The sequence below is a fragment of the Marinobacterium aestuarii genome (assembly GCF_001651805.1).
In the GTDB taxonomy this organism is placed as follows: Bacteria; Pseudomonadota; Gammaproteobacteria; order Pseudomonadales; family Balneatricaceae; genus Marinobacterium_A; species Marinobacterium_A aestuarii.
Genome location: NZ_CP015839.1, coordinates 2,616,951 through 2,634,906, shown reverse-complemented (window position 1 = coordinate 2,634,906; position 17,956 = coordinate 2,616,951). Strand labels below are relative to the sequence as shown.

At 51.4% G+C, this 17,956-nt stretch carries 18 protein-coding genes and 1 pseudogene; 10 read left to right on the top strand and 9 right to left on the bottom strand.

Annotated elements, in window-relative coordinates; all coding sequences use genetic code 11:
• Nucleotides 1-94: 94 nt before the first annotated feature.
• Nucleotides 95-1,882, top strand: a complete 1,788-nt coding sequence (locus A8C75_RS11635; protein WP_157890274.1) for a hypothetical protein — start codon at nucleotides 95-97, stop codon at nucleotides 1,880-1,882.
• Between the two features lie 164 nt (nucleotides 1,883-2,046).
• On the opposite strand, the gene A8C75_RS11630 is transcribed toward A8C75_RS11635, so the two are convergent.
• Complete coding sequence (locus A8C75_RS11630; RefSeq protein ID WP_157890273.1) at nucleotides 2,047-2,679, bottom strand: hypothetical protein; 633 nt, start codon at nucleotides 2,677-2,679, stop codon at nucleotides 2,047-2,049.
• A 174-nt stretch (nucleotides 2,680-2,853) separates the two neighbouring features.
• Between A8C75_RS11630 and A8C75_RS11625 the strand changes: the two genes are divergently transcribed.
• The 7 genes and pseudogenes from A8C75_RS11625 to umuC all read left to right on the top strand — a co-directional run bounded on the left by A8C75_RS11625 (nucleotide 2,854) and on the right by umuC (nucleotide 9,617).
• Nucleotides 2,854-3,435: a TnsA endonuclease N-terminal domain-containing protein gene (locus tag A8C75_RS11625; protein WP_084784020.1), complete on the top strand. Its 582-nt coding sequence runs from the start codon at nucleotides 2,854-2,856 to the stop codon at nucleotides 3,433-3,435.
• Nucleotides 3,432-5,384: a Mu transposase C-terminal domain-containing protein gene (locus tag A8C75_RS11620; RefSeq protein WP_067382300.1), complete on the top strand. Its 1,953-nt coding sequence runs from the start codon at nucleotides 3,432-3,434 to the stop codon at nucleotides 5,382-5,384. Before A8C75_RS11625 ends, A8C75_RS11620 begins: the two co-directional genes overlap by 4 nt.
• Nucleotides 5,377-6,309, top strand: a complete 933-nt coding sequence (locus tag A8C75_RS11615; protein ID WP_067382297.1) for a TniB family NTP-binding protein — start codon at nucleotides 5,377-5,379, stop codon at nucleotides 6,307-6,309. Before A8C75_RS11620 ends, A8C75_RS11615 begins: the two co-directional genes overlap by 8 nt.
• Nucleotides 6,306-6,692: pseudogene (locus tag A8C75_RS24270) on the top strand (TniQ family protein); the annotation flags it as partial. The gene A8C75_RS11615 and the pseudogene A8C75_RS24270, both read left to right, overlap by 4 nt.
• A 102-nt stretch (nucleotides 6,693-6,794) precedes the next feature.
• On the top strand, nucleotides 6,795-7,853 hold the full coding sequence (locus A8C75_RS23040; RefSeq protein WP_227820039.1) for a hypothetical protein: 1,059 nt from the start codon (nucleotides 6,795-6,797) through the stop codon (nucleotides 7,851-7,853).
• A 58-nt stretch (nucleotides 7,854-7,911) separates the two neighbouring features.
• The gene (gene umuD / locus A8C75_RS11610; RefSeq protein ID WP_067382294.1) at nucleotides 7,912-8,337 is read left to right on the top strand and encodes a translesion error-prone DNA polymerase V autoproteolytic subunit; all 426 of its coding nucleotides are present in this window, start codon (nucleotides 7,912-7,914) and stop codon (nucleotides 8,335-8,337) included.
• 11 nt (nucleotides 8,338-8,348) lie between these two features.
• Nucleotides 8,349-9,617, top strand: coding sequence for a translesion error-prone DNA polymerase V subunit UmuC (gene umuC, locus A8C75_RS11605; protein WP_067382288.1), 1,269 nt, complete (start codon nucleotides 8,349-8,351; stop codon nucleotides 9,615-9,617).
• 873 nt (nucleotides 9,618-10,490) lie between these two features.
• Here umuC and tnpA read toward each other — a convergent pair.
• The gene (gene tnpA / locus A8C75_RS11600) at nucleotides 10,491-10,925 is read right to left on the bottom strand and encodes an IS200/IS605 family transposase (protein WP_067387232.1); all 435 of its coding nucleotides are present in this window, start codon (nucleotides 10,923-10,925) and stop codon (nucleotides 10,491-10,493) included.
• Nucleotides 10,926-10,976: 51 nt separating this feature from the next.
• On the opposite strand from tnpA, the gene A8C75_RS11595 reads away from it, so the two are divergent.
• Nucleotides 10,977-11,636 (top strand): helix-turn-helix transcriptional regulator, encoded by a 660-nt coding sequence (locus tag A8C75_RS11595; protein WP_067382284.1) that lies wholly within the window; start codon nucleotides 10,977-10,979, stop codon nucleotides 11,634-11,636.
• A gap of 396 nt (nucleotides 11,637-12,032) precedes the next feature.
• Here the strand turns inward: A8C75_RS11595 and A8C75_RS23940 are convergent, their stop codons facing one another.
• The 7 genes from A8C75_RS23940 to A8C75_RS11565 form a co-directional block, all read right to left on the bottom strand.
• Entirely contained in the window at nucleotides 12,033-12,293 is a 261-nt protein-coding gene (locus A8C75_RS23940) for a hypothetical protein (protein WP_227819896.1), read from the bottom strand.
• Nucleotides 12,294-12,369: 76 nt separating this feature from the next.
• Complete coding sequence (locus A8C75_RS23935) at nucleotides 12,370-12,885, bottom strand: DEAD/DEAH box helicase (protein WP_227819895.1); 516 nt, start codon at nucleotides 12,883-12,885, stop codon at nucleotides 12,370-12,372.
• 21 nt (nucleotides 12,886-12,906) lie between these two features.
• On the bottom strand, nucleotides 12,907-13,278 hold the full coding sequence (locus tag A8C75_RS11585; RefSeq protein ID WP_020681303.1) for a helix-turn-helix domain-containing protein: 372 nt from the start codon (nucleotides 13,276-13,278) through the stop codon (nucleotides 12,907-12,909).
• A gap of 18 nt (nucleotides 13,279-13,296) precedes the next feature.
• Nucleotides 13,297-13,500 carry a type II toxin-antitoxin system HigB family toxin gene (locus A8C75_RS11580; protein WP_472387577.1) on the bottom strand — a complete coding sequence of 68 codons (204 nt, stop codon included), beginning with the start codon at nucleotides 13,498-13,500 and terminating at the stop codon, nucleotides 13,297-13,299.
• Nucleotides 13,501-13,836: 336 nt separating this feature from the next.
• Nucleotides 13,837-14,520: an RES family NAD+ phosphorylase gene (locus A8C75_RS11575; RefSeq protein ID WP_067382278.1), complete on the bottom strand. Its 684-nt coding sequence runs from the start codon at nucleotides 14,518-14,520 to the stop codon at nucleotides 13,837-13,839.
• 32 nt (nucleotides 14,521-14,552) lie between these two features.
• Entirely contained in the window at nucleotides 14,553-14,939 is a 387-nt protein-coding gene (locus tag A8C75_RS11570; RefSeq protein WP_067382276.1) for an antitoxin Xre-like helix-turn-helix domain-containing protein, read from the bottom strand.
• 85 nt (nucleotides 14,940-15,024) lie between these two features.
• Nucleotides 15,025-15,591, bottom strand: a complete 567-nt coding sequence (locus A8C75_RS11565; protein WP_067382274.1) for a gamma-glutamylcyclotransferase — start codon at nucleotides 15,589-15,591, stop codon at nucleotides 15,025-15,027.
• A gap of 116 nt (nucleotides 15,592-15,707) precedes the next feature.
• Between A8C75_RS11565 and A8C75_RS11560 the strand changes: the two genes are divergently transcribed.
• A complete protein-coding gene (locus tag A8C75_RS11560; RefSeq protein ID WP_067382272.1) occupies nucleotides 15,708-17,942 on the top strand; it encodes a dehydrogenase E1 component subunit alpha/beta in 2,235 nt (744 codons plus the stop codon).
• Nucleotides 17,943-17,956: the final 14 nt, after the last annotated feature.

The window sequence follows — 17,956 nt, the reverse complement described above, 5'->3', positions numbered from 1 at the left end:
ACATCCAATTGATTTCGCTGATTATCCGCCGTGTACACCTCATCAACAAGAGGTGTCATTCATCAATTGAATACAGGATATGAGGCACAAGATCATGGACAACAACGAAGCATCATCTGAGATGATCAGCTCAATTGATCAGCGCTCCAACGGGCTGCGGGTTCCCTTTGGCCGCCGCGGGAATCGCCTTTACGGCCCTTCTGAAGTCATCCGCGGCAAATCGTGCGACTGTGTTTGTCCTGGCTGCGGTACGGCATTGGTGGCCAATAAGGGCGAGCGTAAGCGTGAATATTTTTCACATTGGCGAGGTGCTGAGTGTTCTGGTGGTTACGAGAGCGCCGTTCATCTGATGGCCAAGCAGGTTATCGAAGACACCAAGCAGGCGTTCTGTCCAAGTTTTTCTACGCGAATTGAAAAAGAAGCGTATCCAGGGCACTTGCTCTCAGAAGATGTCAACAGGGAATCGTCCCTTCTGGCATTTGATTCCGTGAAACTCGAGCAAACGGCCGAAGGCCTGCGGCCAGATATCGTTGCATGCCTGAAGGATGGCACCGAAATTTACATCGAGGTCCATGTGACTCATGCGGTATCGGATGACAAGCGGTCTCGTTTTGCCAACAAGAACATGTTCGAAATCCATCTTGCGCATCTTACCCTTGAGGACGTGCAGGATATGGAGCGATTTCGCCATGAGGTGCTGGAAGCCGCCCCCCGGGACTGGATCGCCTGCCAGCTCCATAACGACGAAATCGAAACGGCACGAGCATACTTGGACGCGCGCGTTCAACGTTACCGGGCCGAGCATCAGGCCCGACTTGACGAAGAAAGTCGTAAGCGGATGGAGCAAAAACACGAGGAAGCCCAAAAGCTAGCACGCAAACACCAGATCGCTGAGCGGCGGGAACAGTTGCGCCAGCAGTATCATGCCCCTCTTCAGGCACTGAGACGGATGGTGCAAGACGATGGTGCTGCCGTCCGTAATCAGTCGCTTCTGGAGGGCGCAGAATCGTCCACACCCGCAATTCTGGAGCGACTTAACGTAACTCCGTGGCCTCCCTGTTTGGATGTGCCTATTGAGGGGGACTGGATACTCAATGCTCACCGAACAATCTGGCAAGCCTACATCTATGAAAACTGTATCGTTTCTAAAGCTAAGAACACGACGCTGCACACAAACTTGATCAAGCAGCGCATCGTTCGCCAGTTTGGACTACTCGACTGGGCAGCGGCGCTCGTTAACTTGAAGTATCGATACAAACAACAAGGCAAAGCCCGTGGACAGTGGTATGGGCGCAAGGGCATCTGGTTCTTGGAAGACAAGGAAAACGCCATGATTCCGAGCCCCTACAGCATCGTGCACAAGTTCATGGAGTCTTTGGTGAAAGAAGGGCTTCTTGAGCAAGCACAGCCCGGTACAGGGCTGTTTGTCATCCGTGAAAACAACATTGCAGCATTACATGCTGCGCGCGCCAGAAAGGACGAAGAGCACCGTTTGGCACAGGAGGCAGCCGACCGGAAGGAGCAAGCAGCGCTCGAAGCTCATCGCGCTCAGGAACAGTCGCGGCTCGCGATTGCCCGTAAAATCAGAGAAGAGCGAATTCAGTCGCTTATTCAGGTCATTACAAGCCTGAAGCAATCTGGGCATGACAGCCTAATGCGTTGTGAGCATTGCGGCGATCACCGCCCATACCAGGACGGAAACTGCGCTGTCTGTGGCCATCCACGGCTGTGGGAAGTGCATCTTACTGAAAGTTACCTATCCACGCTGAACTACCGGCTTCGATGTGTACCAGGCATCGTTCTGGATACCCGTAGTACTCGCCAGATAACCAATGAAGGAGCGGAGCTTATGCCTCATTTTGACTGCCCTGATGCCAACTAACGCGGCGTTCAAGGCAAGTATTTGGTTAAGCCGTTGGAATGGACAAAACGGAGGGGGCCCGGTAGCTTATCGGCCTCCTCCCGGTTACCTTTCACACCCCTGGCCATAAATTTAGGCGGGGTGACCGTCGATGCTAACGTGCACACGAACACCGGGGGGCGTCGCTAGAGTAGCGTATCGAGTCCCGCGGAGGTGAGTGCGCGCCTTACCAACCGGCGATACTTATCACTTGTGCCCCCATGGCGTCGCGCCATTTCTTCAAACGACGTCCCATTCAGGTGGTAGCAAATGTAAAACAACTTGTGCTCATCAATACCTAACGCTTTCATTCGACCCTTTAGTGTAAAAATTTCTCTTGCAATCTCGAAATCAGGCTCTGTTATGTGCAAGATTTCAACGGCCACACGGGTCTCTGCTGTTAAATCGGAGTAGTTAGTCTCAGAGAAAGTAGAGTCTCCCATCATTTTGTTACCCCCTCGTGCCTCACTAAAATTCTTAGGTAAACGGCTGCGAATCCACGATTTATACTGAAAACCAACATGAGTCTTCAGCCACCGTAAGATGCGCGCATTGTGTATTCGGTCGATTTCAATCGGATCATCTGTGTCGATCACCGGGTGTAATACAAATTTACCCCTACTTACGGCCTCAAGTAATGCTAGCGCTGCGATTTGACAGATGTCTTCTTCCGTGACGTACCCTGGACTGTACATTTCGAATGCCTTGAGACGAAATATATACGCTGACCAATCCCTGAACCTTTTGGACGTAGCTACCTTACCGGTACGTTCTGTCAATTTCGAGTCACCTAGCATACACGCGATTACCAGTTCTTCTGGAAATTTTACTTTTTATTTTATTCTGAATTTTTTTGCAACAATTTTGTCCGGATAATCGAGTTTCGTCCTTTGTATTCTATATGTGGCGATTTGTTATCGCCGAAAAACAAAGGCATAGGAGCTTGCAACCTGATGAGAAATCTGTATAAAGCGTCACCTGTAAAGCCGACCATTACCTATACGTCTCGCAAAGCGGGATGCTCCATGTACCTAGAGAGCTACACTGAGCTTGCTAAATCAATTGAACTGGAAATGAATAATAATATTATTTATTTCAACTCGCAGCCACTGAGTATAGAATATCAAATCAATGGCAAGTCACGTCGTTATACGCCAGATTTTTTTGTTAAAGAAATTAATGTGGTTGCGTATTTCATTGAAGTAAAGAGTGATTTAAAAGAGTTGAGTGAGAAAGAAAAAAATAAGTTCAATATACTAGCAGAGCTTTTCAATAAAGCCGGGTTTAATTTGAAAGTTCAATTCATTTCATATAAGTCACAAGCTACAAAAAATGCAATTTTTCTATACCGTTATTTGGATAACGCTCCATTAAATCTAAATAATAATTTTAGATTCAAAGGAGACATAGCAAGTTATTTGAATGAATTTAAATATGATAATAATCTAGCTGATCTGTATTATAAAATGGCACGTGGGGAGGTTAAGTTCGATATTAATAAGCCTATTGATTTTACTACGGTAATTGAGCTATGAATAAGTTTTTATTCGAGCAGTCAAGTGGTAAGCCATGTCTATATCTCGGGGAGCCCGCAAAATTATTCTATACTGGGGATCAGTTTTTTTTAACGATGGATGACAGTTCAGCCGGTAAGGTATTTACACAGAAAATTTTTGATGAGGCATTCGAGAATGGCTATTTAGTATTTACGGACGGTAACCGTGATGCTTTTGTACAACCCTCAGTCTCTGAATCGATAATGATTCAAGCCGACTATTGGGGGAACTATATCTCGGAACTAGAAATGGAGGAAAAACGAGGTTCCATCTCTACTCGTCGTCGTGTTATCGATAAAGTTTCTGCAAAAATAAGGGACCTCAACCCTCCTTCTCCTTCGACCCTTTATGTTCGGTATAAGCGATATAAAGAGTCATCCATTGGTATTCTCGGGGCCATTACACCTAAAAATAGAAAATCACTGCTTCGTGCGTCCGCGCCAGTCGAGACGCTGTTTTACGAGATCATGGATGATTTCTATCTAAAGCCTAAAGGAGCTTTGACACTTAATGCTTGCTATGGGGAAATGCTAAAACGTTACAAGAAGTGCCAACTAGACCCAGATGACCCCCTATCATCTGTAAAGTGTGTGTCCAAAGCCCAATTTTATACTTGGGCGAACACTATGCTGCTGACACCAGACCAGCTGGCCAAAAAAATGAGCCAATCCGAACGTAATCGCGTACGTCGAAAAGCAATAAAAAACTTCAAGTTTGATCACATACTTGAACGAACAGAGGTGGATGCGGCACAGTTCAATATCGGTTTGCTGGACAATGATGGAAACTATTTGGGCGCGCCAATCGTCTATGCAGCAATCGACTGCTACTCACGTGCAATTTTAGGTTTTTATGTTCAGGTTGGTAAAGGCGAGAATGCCTCAGGTGTACTAAAACTGCTGCAACAATTCCTTGCTCCGAATAACTTGGACGGGATGAGCTGCTTAAATACCATGCCAATGTATGGCCTTCCGAGCATGCTCGTATCCGACGCTGGGCCTGCCTTTAATGCCCACCAAGTAAAAGCTTTCATGAAACACTTGAAAGTAGCACATATTGTAACCGAGGTGCGCCAGCCTTGGAAAAAGCCGTTTATCGAGCGATTCTTTGGTACTTGTCGTACTCAATTTCTATTTAGTCTTCTCGGATATGTTGGAAAACGCACAGACCAAAAAGAGCAGGATCTCACTATGCAGCAAAGTGCTGTAATGACATTGGAGGAGTTCACTACATTGCTGACCCAATACATTGTTGATGACTATCATCAGCGTCCGCATAGCGGCCTCAATAAACCTGGTTCAAAAGCATCCCGGACGCCCTACTCAGCCTGGTTAGAAGGTGCCAAAATGGCCCCGCCGGTAGTACCCGCGATTGCCGATCAGTTTCGACTTATTCGTGGCGAAGTTACCACGCGTAAGTTACAACGTGAGGGTGTACGAATTAATAATATTTGGTATCAAAGTAACGAGCTAGATAAGCTGGTGCTGGATTCTGGATTGGGCTATCCCCAGGAGGTCCTTGTACAAAGAGACACGGAAGATCTAGGTAGCATTACAGTGGTGTTGCCTAAGCTCGGGGCTAGACTGAATGTTCCTGCAAAGTCGGATTACGACGAGTTAAATGGCGTAAGCCTAGGCGAGTATAGAGCGCGTGAAGTTGCTCAATGGGTTGATCAAGATAACCAATCGTTCGGTACTCATCGATTTATTCAGGACTCGGAAGTCTATACCGCATCGCAGGGTCGGAAACGAAAGCGCAAGCCATCTGGGAACAATACAAAGCTCAATCTTGACAGCATCGACAGTCAAGCCGCCCACATTCAAGCATTCGTAGACGCCGTTGAACATACCCCTGCAAGCTTAACGCCGGACGTTTCAGATGGTTTAGATTTTGACGATGATTTAATAGACGGATTTGGCCATGTCTGACTTTTTGATCAATCCTAATCCTCGTCGTAAGTCTGCTGCGATCGAGTTTCTTGAAATCCGTATTTTACACACAAATTTTATTAAGGCAGTAAAAGCGATCAACAACATCCATGCAACACGTGGTTTTCAGCCACGGGGCATGATGTTGGTCGGTGAAACCGGTGTTGGCAAGACTTCAGCCATTCTGTTTTACATCAGCGAATACTGCCGCCTGAACGAAATCGGCAATGCTCCAGGGGAGCACCGCCTGCCAATCCTGCTGTTGCGTGTTACAGCAGAGTCTACAAAAAAAGATTTCTTACGAAAAATGTGTGAGCGGCTGGGGCATTATTCAAAGGGTCGAATCACAGAATCCGAGTACGAAACAAAGGCTGAAACCCTTTTGAATAGTCGTAATGTTGAGCTGGTTATTATCGATGAATTCCATCACCTAGCCGACCGTTATGCCAAAAAAAATGCACCAGCATTGGGTAACCTCATCAAAAATCTTATGGAAGAAACGGGCATTCCTTTTATCCTTGCAGGAACAATGCAGGCATTGTCGGTGTTAAACGGCCATCCGGAGCTTCAGCGTCGTTTTGCAGCCTCCACTGTAATTAGCAACCTTAGCCTGGCTACCGGCGAGGACATGCGGTATTGCCGCAGAGTTCTAGTGGAATGCGAAAAAGCCATATCCATCCCGACGATCACGTTATCGTCGCCTGAAATGGCTAATCGCTTCATGCTGGCGTCCAAAGGGCGTATAGCAAATATAATGTCCGTTATCGAGGCCGCTATCGGCGTGGCGGATGAAGTGAAAGGTTTAACACTTGCGGATCTTGCATGTGGTTTTGAGCAGCGTCGACCTAACCTTCGCGAACCCGCCTGCAACCCTTTCAGTGCCTCTCTTGACCAGGTGCGTCGCGAACTCGGGAAACGGTCATGACCTGGCCCGTTGTCTTTGCACCCGCGGCACAGGAAGCCCCACTAGGCTACCTTTGGCGTCTGGCTTCGGTCAATGGTTATAGTTCAGTCAAGCAAGCAGCCAAAGCCGCAGGGTGGCGCTTAAATAAAAGTGGGCGTTTATACCAAGGGAATCTGAAGTTGCTGTCAGGCCAGCTTGCAGCTATCACAGGGCTATCGGAAGAGATTTTTTCGGAACATTTTGCACCGCACTTACCCGACCATAGGATCGGGTTAGCTGAGAGGCAGTTTAGTCTACGAGATTGGCGCTCGAGCTCGCCGCGTATTTGCGTGCAATGCATACTCGCGTTCGGGTATATGCACAGTGCCTTTGAATACCTGTTAATGCGGGTATGTCCTATTCACCAGCAGGCTTTAATCGAAGCGTGTCCTCATTGCCGCGAGCCGCTGACGTGGCACTCGAGAGTATCGACTCATTGTGATGCCTGCAATCAGGCTTGGCCGCTCATGATTGAATCACAAGAAATTCCACCGTATCAAAAAATATGGATGTCCGCTGACGATCGAAATTCTTGGGAGCATGAGTTCGGCTGGGCACTACTACAAGCTGCCCGCCCGTTTGACATCGCGCATAATGGTGTAGAATATTTCGATAGCGACATACGTTTTTTGCCAGACTTATTGCGGCATGCGTGGATAATTAGCACCCCTTCTGGGCGCGCAGAATGGCAAGCTGAGAGGTCACTGCGCCTCGCTACATTGTCCGGTGTGTCTATAGACACAGCGAACGTATCTGTTGAACTTCCTGACCGGGTCAGTCCTCGCCCAAGCCTTTCGGATGACTCGTTGTTACCCCAATGGTTCAGAAAGCGGTATCCCGCCGAGCTGCGTAGCTGGCTTGTCGATGTAGAGTCCGCTGTGCGATTGTTGGGGCTAGAACACCTGACAAAATATAGCCCTACCGAGTCGCGTTGGCATTGGACATTCGCATTACGCTACCAAGCCAATGAACTGCTTGCGCGGATGGATATTGAGGCTACATGTCCGTCCCAACAGGCCCTTAAAAACCGGTATGACGTACGCTCCCTGAACCGGTGGGTAGAACACATTCCGACCCAGCCGAGGCACTTTAGGGGCGATTGGATTACCCCGGATGACAGCCGATTGACGGTACATGGAGCGGATCAAATTGATCTGGCCCTGGCAGTAAAGAACGGTGAACTAAGCGGGTATCGCCAGGTTCACAAAGGACTGAAGGTTATCGGCGTGCACAGGGCTGAGTTCAAGCAGTGGTTGAACCAGCATCTTCACCTAGTGTGTGAATCATCGGTCGAGCAAGCGGATTTAAGCAGGATGACAGGAATGCCTTACCATATTTCTAAAGCAACAGACTCGTTTGCCTCAATTTACACTGAAATTCGCCCCAGGGCCGGGATTCATGAAGACTTATTACTCCGGCCAAAGTGTCCTGGAATTTATCCTTACTCGCAGGGAGCGAATGATCGAGGACCTCAAAGTAGAACTACAGCTGCCAACTGCCGACTGAAATTTCGGGCTAATGAGTAGCTTAGGGTCATGAAATATCGCTATACTGTATAAATATACAGTATCCGGATGATTCATCATGACAGCAGTAGTTTTAGGGCGATTCCGTGAGTCGAGGGCGCTGAGAATTCCGTTTTTCAGTGAGCGGGTGGCGGCAGGCTTCCCCTCGCCTGCGCAAGACTACATCGAGCGGACACTGGATCTGAACGAACTCTGCATCAAGCGCCCAGCCGCCACGTTCTTCGTGCGGGCCCAGGGTGAGTCTATGATCGAGGCAGGTATCTTCAACGGAGACGTGCTTGTAGTGGATCGATCACTCAATGCTGTACATGGCGACATCGTCATAGCGTGCATCGATGGTGGCTTTACGGTCAAACGCCTGGTAACCCGCCCTTCGTTGCAATTGGAGGCGGCTAACCCCCGCTACAAACCAATCCAGCTGTCTGAGGAGTCCGAGGTCGAGATCTTCGGTGTAGTTACCAATGTCATTCACTCACTCAAGTGAGCAATTCCAGCGTGTTCGCTCTCGTAGACTGCAACAACTTCTACGCCTCATGTGAACGACTGTTTCGCCCTGACCTCAAGGGTCGCCCTATCGTGGTGCTCTCAAACAATGATGGCTGTGTCGTCGCGCGCTCTGCCGAGGCCAAAGCACTGGGTATCAAAATGGGCGTGCCGTTTTTCCAGCTACAAGAGCTTGTACAGCAGCATGGGATCAAGGCGTTCTCGTCCAACTATGCACTTTACGGCGATATGTCGGCGCGAATTATGAGTCTGCTTGAAGAGATGGCGCCCGAGATTGAGGTCTACTCAATTGATGAGGCGTTTCTGGATCTCACAGGCGTATCCGCCTGCACCTCACTTGAGGTATTCGGTCAGCAAGTCCGAAACGATGTGCGGCAATGCACAGGCATCCAAGTCTGTGTCGGCATAGCGCCCACCAAGACCCTCGCCAAACTCGCGAATCACGCAGCCAAACGCTACCCCAAGACTGGGGGTGTCGTTGACTTGATGGACCCAGCGCGCCAGCGCAAACTGTTGGCCATCATACCCGTCGACGAAGTCTGGGGCGTCGGTCGACGCTTGTCTGAACGGCTGAATGACATGAACATCCAGACAGCGCTGGACTTGGCCAAAGCTTGCCCAAAGGTACTTCGAAGACAGTTCAGTGTTGTGCTGGAGCGCACAGTAAGAGAACTCAACGGTATTTCGTGCCTTGAGCTCGACGCCGCATCATCGCCCAAGAAGCAAATTATCTGTAGCCGCTCATTTGGCCAGCGTGTCACCGAGTATGCTGACATGCATGCTGCTGTCTGCGGACACGTAGAGCGGGCATGCGAAAAACTGCGATCTCAAGGTTCTACTGCGAGAATGCTCAACGTCTTCATAAGAACGAGTCCGTTCAATCAACACGAGCCCTATTACTCAAACAACGCTAACGTCGGCTTGCCAGAGCCCTCGAGCGACACACGTGACTTCATCATGGCAGCTGTCCGCGCTCTCATGTCGGTCTGGAAGCCTGGCTTTAGATATATGAAGGCAGGTGTGATGTTGAGCGACTTCTATGAGCCAGGCATTTTCCAGCCATCGTTGCTGGAGGCTGTCTCCCCTCGGGTTACTTCCGACGCATTGATGGCGACGCTGGATCGGATTAATCAGAGCAGCCCTGGACGCATAAGATTTGCAGGCAAAGGAAAAGCAAGTAATTGGACGATGAAGCGACAGAATCTGTCACCCTGCTATACCACGCGCTGGAGCGAGCTTCCTGTTGCTTCTTTAACATAGTGATTAACCTACTGCGATAACTCGTCGTTATCTCTCTGAGTACAGTATGTCTCCGGCAAACCATCATGAGCCAGTACGGTGACCGCTCAATAGTGTCCACTTATATCTAAGTGGACACTTACTATGACTATCCCAAGCGTGACGGAAGTCCCCTTTCATCTTCCGCTCCACGAATACCTTCTTCCTCCTGCGATCGTGGGTGCCGTAAATGCGGATTCTCTAGCAATATTTCAGTCGGTGAATAACCAGACCTAAGATACAATAACGCACCGCCGTGTAGTACAAAATTCTGCCCCAGCCCACGTAACTCGTAGGTTGAGTTCAATGTTCTGACAGTCGGCAAATTAAACTCTGTAATTGGTGATGTACAGACCCAGTCACCTGTATCAAATCTACCTTTGAAGTCGGTTTCTACTATTCCCCATAAGATATGCCCTACAAGGGTTGCTTCGTGAATGTGGATTATACTCCAGTTAGTGACAATGCAATCTGCTGAACTTTCCATAAAATACCTCACGAGGGCTGGTAGGTGAAAAGTGCTATACCGTCAAGCTTTAAAAACAATCTCCGTAGACAACTTCAGCGCTCACCTTAAATGCTCTTGCGTTTGAAAGCAACGATTTGGTGCAATAATTTTTCTTCAGGATTTGCAATAACAAGACGGCCATTCATGACCAGAAAAGTATAAGTTACCGTCAATTAATTTAACTAAATTAATCTTATTAGCTAAGTAAATTATGGAATCAATTAATTATCAATATGATTTGATCACATTATTCATAATGCCTATAAAAATTAAGTTAAATGACCTCCGGCAAATCCGGAGGCTTATCAGGGGACACCCTCAAAGGGCTTTCAATTGCGCCCAAGGCGCTACATCATCCCCAGCTTCAGTTGTTCTCGATGTTCATCCGCTTTCTCCTGATTACGGATGTACTCGCGAACCATTTCTTCATCCAGGCCCACCGTCGAGACGAAGTAGCCCCTCGCCGAAAAGTTTTCGCCATTGAAGTTTCGCTGACGGCCTTTGAACTGCCTGGCAATAGCGATCGCACTTTTGCCTTTGAGGTAGCCAACCACGTTGGATACCGAATACTTGGGCAGAATGGTGATACACATGTGGATGTGATCCGGCATCAGGTGCCCCTCAACGATCTTCACGCCCTTGCGTCCTGCATGCTCATGGAAAATCTCTCCCATGTATCGGCGCAACTTCCCATAGATCACCTTTCGCCTCTTCTTCGGGATGAACACCACGTGGTGCTTACAATCCCAGCGCGTATGCGCCAAACTTTCATAGTCTCGCATGTTGTCCGTAGTGAGCGGGATCCGCTCTATACGCAGGATGAGTGCTTGCTGATGCGAACCCTCACGCCACACCTGCAACGAGCCTTCATGATTAATGTGCAGCTACTGGAGGCTCAGCTTACATCGAAGGTCGCGCTCGACTCACTTGAGCATATTGCCGCCGCAACAGTGCTGCTAACGATGAGCGGTCGGGTGGTGCAACATAATTCCCGGGCGGAGCAATACCTCCACTCTCTAGGAGGTTCGACTCGCCAAGCGGTACTGCGTCTGCCAGACCGACATGCCAACAGCCAAATGCATACGCTCATTGAAGCTATCAGCCAGGACAAATCACGAAAGCAAAGTGGGATCGTGCCCTTCATCGAGAAAGGCGTGCAGAAGACAGCCCTGTGCTTTCCATGGAAAAGTAATAATGAGCAGTACGATTGGCTAGGTTGTACCGCCTGCTCCATCGTCTTCATCCTCTCTCCGACCGAAGATGCGCCTCGGGTAGAAGTGCTGAAACAGATTTTTTGTCTAAGCAACGCAGAGGTGAAAGTGCTTCAGAGATTGATGGGTAGGATGCAAGTGAAAGAGACCGCTGGCTGCTTATTCGTCACCGAAGCCACGGTCCGATTTCATATCCGGAACCTCCTCCGAAAGACTAAAAGCAGGAACCAGACCGAGATGATCTCCAGGGTGTTAAATACTGTTAGTGTGAGGGTTGAATAAGATATGGTCTATCGCGCTCAAAGAAGTGGGCGATGCTGGGCAGGGGTTGGAAACTTTTACCTGAGATAGACCATCACTACCCTACTTTCCTTACCAGGCGGGACTTAGCTACGGCATCACACATGAACTGAATTTATTGACACGACCTATATAAAGGCTTATTTTTATGCTAATTGCTGATGAGCACTATCCATACATTCGCCAGCCCTCGTGGTTCCGCTATCGGTAAAATTCAGCTTGAACTGGAAACCTGCGGTGAAATTCAGGCTTGAACTGGAAAGAGCTCTTGTCCGAGTTTAGTCACTCTTCTCTAAGTCAATGTTTCCTAATGTGTGGTAATTCAGTTCTGAACTGGAAATGACACTTGTGTCGATTCCAGTTTCAAACGGAACTCGTTCAGCCAAAACCTTCACCGACGTACTTGCCCGTGGCGACGACCACTTGGGCCGAGGCCAGCTGCTCGTTTGCACTCTTGCGTTCTGTGGCGCGCATTGCGCCCCTCAACACCAGAACCCTGAGCTCTCGAGACGCCAGGAGCTGCGCCAACGCTTCGGCATGTTCACGCCGCTCGGTCAGCAACAGCGGATGGCGCCCGCGTTCTACTGCGGTGACGACATCTTCGGCTATGGCTGCATTACGTTCTTCGTTTGTCGCCAACCACCGATAGACCGATGCGATATGCGGGCGCTCATCAGATTGCCTCAGCTCGACCGGAGGCTGATCATAGTGTTGGTTAACAAACACTGTTTGCTGGAATTTTGACCCCTGCTCCACTTTGACTTTGTGGCGTATGGGACCGGCGACCATGAACATGATCTTCTGATGGCCATCCTGCCTGTCCGGTGTCGCGGTGAGACCTGCTATGTACTGCCCGGACTTCGTTGAGCAGCATTTCATATCGTGGTGCGGAGATATGGTGGCACTCGTCGATTATGACCTGACCATACCGCTGAACGTATTCGGAGATGGTGTTGTCCTTCCTGTCGATCAGGCTCTGGTAGGTCGCAATGTCGATTTCTTGGGTCGGCTGCTTCTTACCGCCACCGATGATTCCAACATTTACACCGGTAGTGAATGACTGGATGCGTTCTTTCCATTGGTCCAGTAGCTGACGGCTATGGGTCAGAATCAGGGTGTTTACGCGACGGTTGGGAAATAGCCGTTGCTTCTCGGCTTCGAGCTCGGCCAGCCGCTTGTCTATGGCTGTCAGTTCTTCCTGTGTGGCCGTAGGACTATCGAATGCAGGCATGGAGAAAGCTGGCTCTTTACATTATGCATGGGTCTGGCGAGGCGGCTTGATCAATGACTCGGCTGGAATGCCGAGCTCCTGATGGAGTTTCCAGATCATTTTCAGTGTCAGTGAACGCTTGTGATTGAGGACCTCATACACACGGTTGCGCTTGCCGATCATCGGTTCCAGATCTTTCGCTGTGAGGCCTTTCTGTTCCATCTCGAACTTGATGGCTTCCACAGGGTCGGGAAGATTTAGGGGGTAATGCTTGCTTTCGTAAGCCTCGACCAGCGTGACCAGGACGTCGAGCTTTTCGCCTTCAGGCGTGCCTGGCTCCGCCATCATCAGCATTTCGATTTCTTTCAGTGCCGCACGGTAGTCGGCATCAGTGCGGATCGGTTTGATGTCCATCTTCCGTTACCTCTGGCGTTATATCGTCTCGACGTCGATCTGGTCATACTGAGCATGGGTGCCGACAAAGCGGATGTAGACCACGCGATAGGCATAGTTGATCCAGACCACCAACCGGTACTTATTCCCGGCTATGTTGAACACCACCCTGCCATCCTTGAGTATGCTGGCATTTCGGAAGTCCTGCTTGACCTCGGCGGGCGAGCTCCAGTCAGCTTTCAGTGTGTGCCTGTTTGATTGTCTCCAGCATCAGCCGACACGCTATCGGCGCCAGCACCCCAGCTATTAAATTGACAACCCTACTTCCTGTCCATAATCTTTGCCTATAGGCACAACGAATACCCGCAGTGTCAAATCAAATTAGCGGACAAGTACCGATCTGCTGAAGAAGGTCTTTTCCAGCGCCTTGTAAAAGCCTGACAGGTGTCTGGCTGAGACTGAGGCTGTTTCTAGGCGATCAGGCGCCCTGCTTTCAGTGTGTTTAGCTTGATATGTATTGTCAGATAGTTCTTCCATCTAGATGTTTTTTAACAACTGGATGGAATTTTATCTGGCGCCTCAGGCCACAGCTTCGACCTTCAATACGGCGGTAATGGCCTGGGCATGACCGCTCCAGACGTAGCGGTAATGACTGCCCTGTACAGGGATGCTCAGGGCGCTGGGCTTGAAGGCCGCAAGGCATTCTCCGCCAGTGTCCCGCACGCTGGAATAATACAGGCCGGGGCTTTCCTGCTCGCGCAGCTGGCCAGCAAAACGCTGCGAAGGCCGGTAATCGTCCGGCTGGTGCAGCTCCCAATACCCCTGGCCACGTATGTCGTGTAGCGGCTGTACCACCTTGCCAACATATTCCCGCAATGTGAGCTCGGTATCGGGCTCCTGTGTGGCCCGCAGAAAGGCTTCGCGATGATAGCGGGTTTCAGCGATGGCGGTTTGCAGGGTTCTGGCTGCGTAGTAAACGCCATAATGCCCGTCCGTGAATCGGCTCTCAACGCCAATATGGGTAAAGGCCGCCATAACGGGTGTGGAGCCCGGGCCCGATATCCGGTCTGATGTTGCAACCAGGCGCAGGTCGCCGGCTTCATCGCGCAGACGGTCATTAGTCAGGGCTTCCACGGCATAGAGGATCTCAAGATCCTCGGGATCGGCCACGGTTTCAAACAGACTGATGGGCGGGAAATGGCTCGGCACCAAACGGTGCGCCTTGTCCCAGTCAAGGTCGATCAGTGCCGGCATGGTATGCATGGATCAGGGCCTGTAAGGATTGAATAGACGATTTAGCCCCGGGCGTGATCCAGATAGCGGCGCACATCAGCAAGATTGATCAGGCTGCCCTTGAGCATCACCCCGAGCGCCGAGTCGCCACCAAAGTAGGCGTTAGCTTTGCCTGGCCAGGCGTTGGCCTGATCTTCGGTGGGAAACAGGATGCGCAGCGCCTTGTAGATCCCCATGACATAGGAAATCCGTTCCAGCGTATCGCGCGGCAATACGGGCCCCTCGCCTTTGCGCCATTTGTAGAACGTAGAGCGCGCAGGCTCCCCTAGCAGAACCTGCTCCTGTTCGCGGCTGAGGTGCCATGCCGAGGCGATATTGAAGAATACCTTGAGGGATACCTGTGATACCCGCTTGGGATCCTGCTGCCTCAGTTCTACGATCTGCTTCATGTTTATGGCTCTCCCAACCACGACCTAGTGCCTTAGTTTAGTCCCTGTGCGGATTAATTTCTATTATGATCTCTGTAGAAACTTCCTATTTCAGCGCCTGACGCAAGTGGATTTCAATTTCGAATACGTGAGCGTCATGGTCTCCCAGGCTGCGAAGCGATTCCGCCAAGTGCAGCAGGTAATCCGCATTGGGCCCACTGGGGCCGGCGGCGGTGGCAATCTGCAGGGCGATCTCGCGTTCATTAGCCGGACCAAGAAAGGCGCTGTTGTCCGGTGTGGCTATGTATACCAGGCCCTGCGTCTGATTGCCGTCGTGGAAGGTCATATCGGTGCTAAAACGCAGATAACCATTTTTTTCACGAAAATCCAGCTGCTCAAACACCTGGGGCGATACCAGATAAGCCACGCCTTGGCAGCGGGCTTGCGGGGTTTCGATCAGAGTCACGACACGCCCGGGCGCCTCTAGGGTGCCGCGATGATCGTGGGATCCCTGCCAGAAACGGCGAGACCAGCCGGTGATCGAGGCGCTGCGCCGTTCAAGGAAGGGAAAGTCCGCCTTGAAAATCAGCGAACCGTAACCAAACAGCCATACGGCATCCTGGTCGTCAAAGCGAAAGCGGGTGCGGTTTACTTCAAGGGTATTGGCCGACATCGTTGCAGGGTACCGACTGAAACAAAAAAGCATACCCCAGCAACGCAGCCTGTTGCCAGTCGGCTAATCCCGCGGACCTCGACCATACTCTGGAGAATCTTCAGGGAGCCGTGGTGATGCAGAACCGAGCCGAGATCGTCGATCAAGCTTTTGTACAAAGGGTCAGCAGTGGTGATCTGCCCCCCTCATTGAATCGGATCGGCCTGGAGGAAGCAGGCCTTACAGAGTCGCTGTTGTTGCAGCTGTTCGAGAGTCAGGTACTGAGTCGGCAGCTGGATCTGTGTTCGCGCAAACTGCAGGCCCGTGGTGAGTCTTTCTATACCATTGGCAGCGCCGGTCACGAGGGCAACGCGGCCATAGCCGCGGCCTTTAGGCACGATGACATGGCATTTTTGCATTACCGTGATGCGGCTTTTTTACTGCAGCGTGCCCGCCAGGTCGGCGCCACAGATCCGGCCTGGGACATGCTGCTGTCCTTTGCAGCGTCCAGTGAGGATCCAATTTCCGGCGGACGGCACAAGGTACTGGGCAGCAAAACGCTGTTTGTACCGCCACAGACCAGTACCATCGCGTCCCATCTGCCCAAGGCGCTGGGCACAGCAGCCAGCATTGCATTGGCACGACAGCTGAAGCATCCAGGCGCCCTGCCCGCCGATAGCGTGGTGCTCTGCTCCTTTGGGGATGCGTCTGCCAACCACAGTACGGCGCTGGGCGCGATTAACAGCGCCTGCTGGACGCGTTACCAGAAGCACCCACTGCCGTTGGTGTTCGTCTGTGAGGACAACGGCATAGGCATCTCGACCCCCACGCCCCAGGGCTGGATCGCCGCCAGTTTCGGCCAGCGCCCGGGGCTGCATTACCTGAGCTGCGACGGCCTTGATTTGCTTGATACCTACCGCTGCGCCCGCCAGGCGGAACAGCTGGCGCGTCGGCAGCAGCCCGTATTTCTGCATATGCGCTGCGTGCGCCTGCTCGGCCATGCCGGCTCTGATGCCCAGAGCGCCTACCTCAGTACAGCGCAGATCGAACAAAGCGAAGCCCAGGATCCGTTACTGCACTCGGCCAGACGGCTGATTGAGCTTGGTGTGCTGCGCGCCGATCAAATTGTTTCGCTTTACCAGAGAACCGCAACAGAGGTTGAAGACAAGGCCGAGCGTGCCATTGGGCGGCCAAAACTGGCTAGCGCTGCTGAGGTGATGGTGTCGATCGTGCCGCCGCGCCGTGCCCTGCCTGCGCGGGCTGCGCTGGATTCAGCCGCGCTTGATGTGCTCTTTGCGAAGGACAAAACACTAATGACCCAGCCTCAGCCCATGGCGCGCCTGCTGAACTGGGCGCTGGCAGAGCTGATGGCCACGCACAGCGAAATATTGCTGATGGGTGAAGACATTGGTCCCAAGGGCGGCGTTTACAATGTGACCGGCAAGTTGTGGGAGAAATTCGGCAAGCATCGGGTGATCAATACACTATTGGATGAGCAAAGCATTCTCGGGCTGGCACTGGGCGTTGCCCATAATGGCTTTATTCCTATACCCGAAATCCAGTTCCTGGCCTATGTGCACAATGCCGAGGATCAGATCCGGGGCGAGGCTGCGAGTCTCAGTTTTTTCTCCAATGGCCAGTACACGAATCCGATGGTGATTCGCATTGCCGGGCTCGGCTATCAGAAAGGCTTTGGCGGTCACTTTCACAATGACAACAGCCTTAATGTGTTTCGCGATATACCGGGTCTGATACTGGCGTGCCCCGGCAATGGCCGCGATGCCGTGGAAATGCTGCGCGAATGCGTGCGCCTGGCGCGGGAAGAACAGCGAGTGGTGGTGTTTATCGAACCCATTGCACTCTATATGGCGCGGGATCTGCATGCGCCGGGCGACGGCCACTGGAGTTTCAACTATGTGCCCGCTGCCCGCAGCACGCCAATTCCGCTGGGTAAAGTTGGGCTGGAGGGTGACGGCCGGCAACTGGCCATTATCAGCTACGGCAATGGCTATTACCTCAGCCGCCAGGCCGCGAGGGATCTTGCTGCCGAACATGGCATTGAGCTGCGCCTTATAGACCTGCGCTGGCTGCAGCCCCTGCCCGGCGATGCCATTGCGGATGCGGTGCGTGACTGTGAAGCGATACTGATTGTGGATGAATGTCGGCGTAGCGGATCCATCAGTGAAGCCCTGATGACATTGCTGGTCGAAAATCTGGATGTCGCGCCGCGCCTCAAGCGTCTTTGCGCCCAAGACAGTTTTATCGCGCTAGGGCCTGCAGCTACCGCCACCTTGCCGAGCCGAAGCAGTATTTGCCAGGCCGCGCTGGAGCTTTTAGGAGATGAAAATAGCAGGCGATCATCGCCCTGCTAACGAGACAGCTCTAA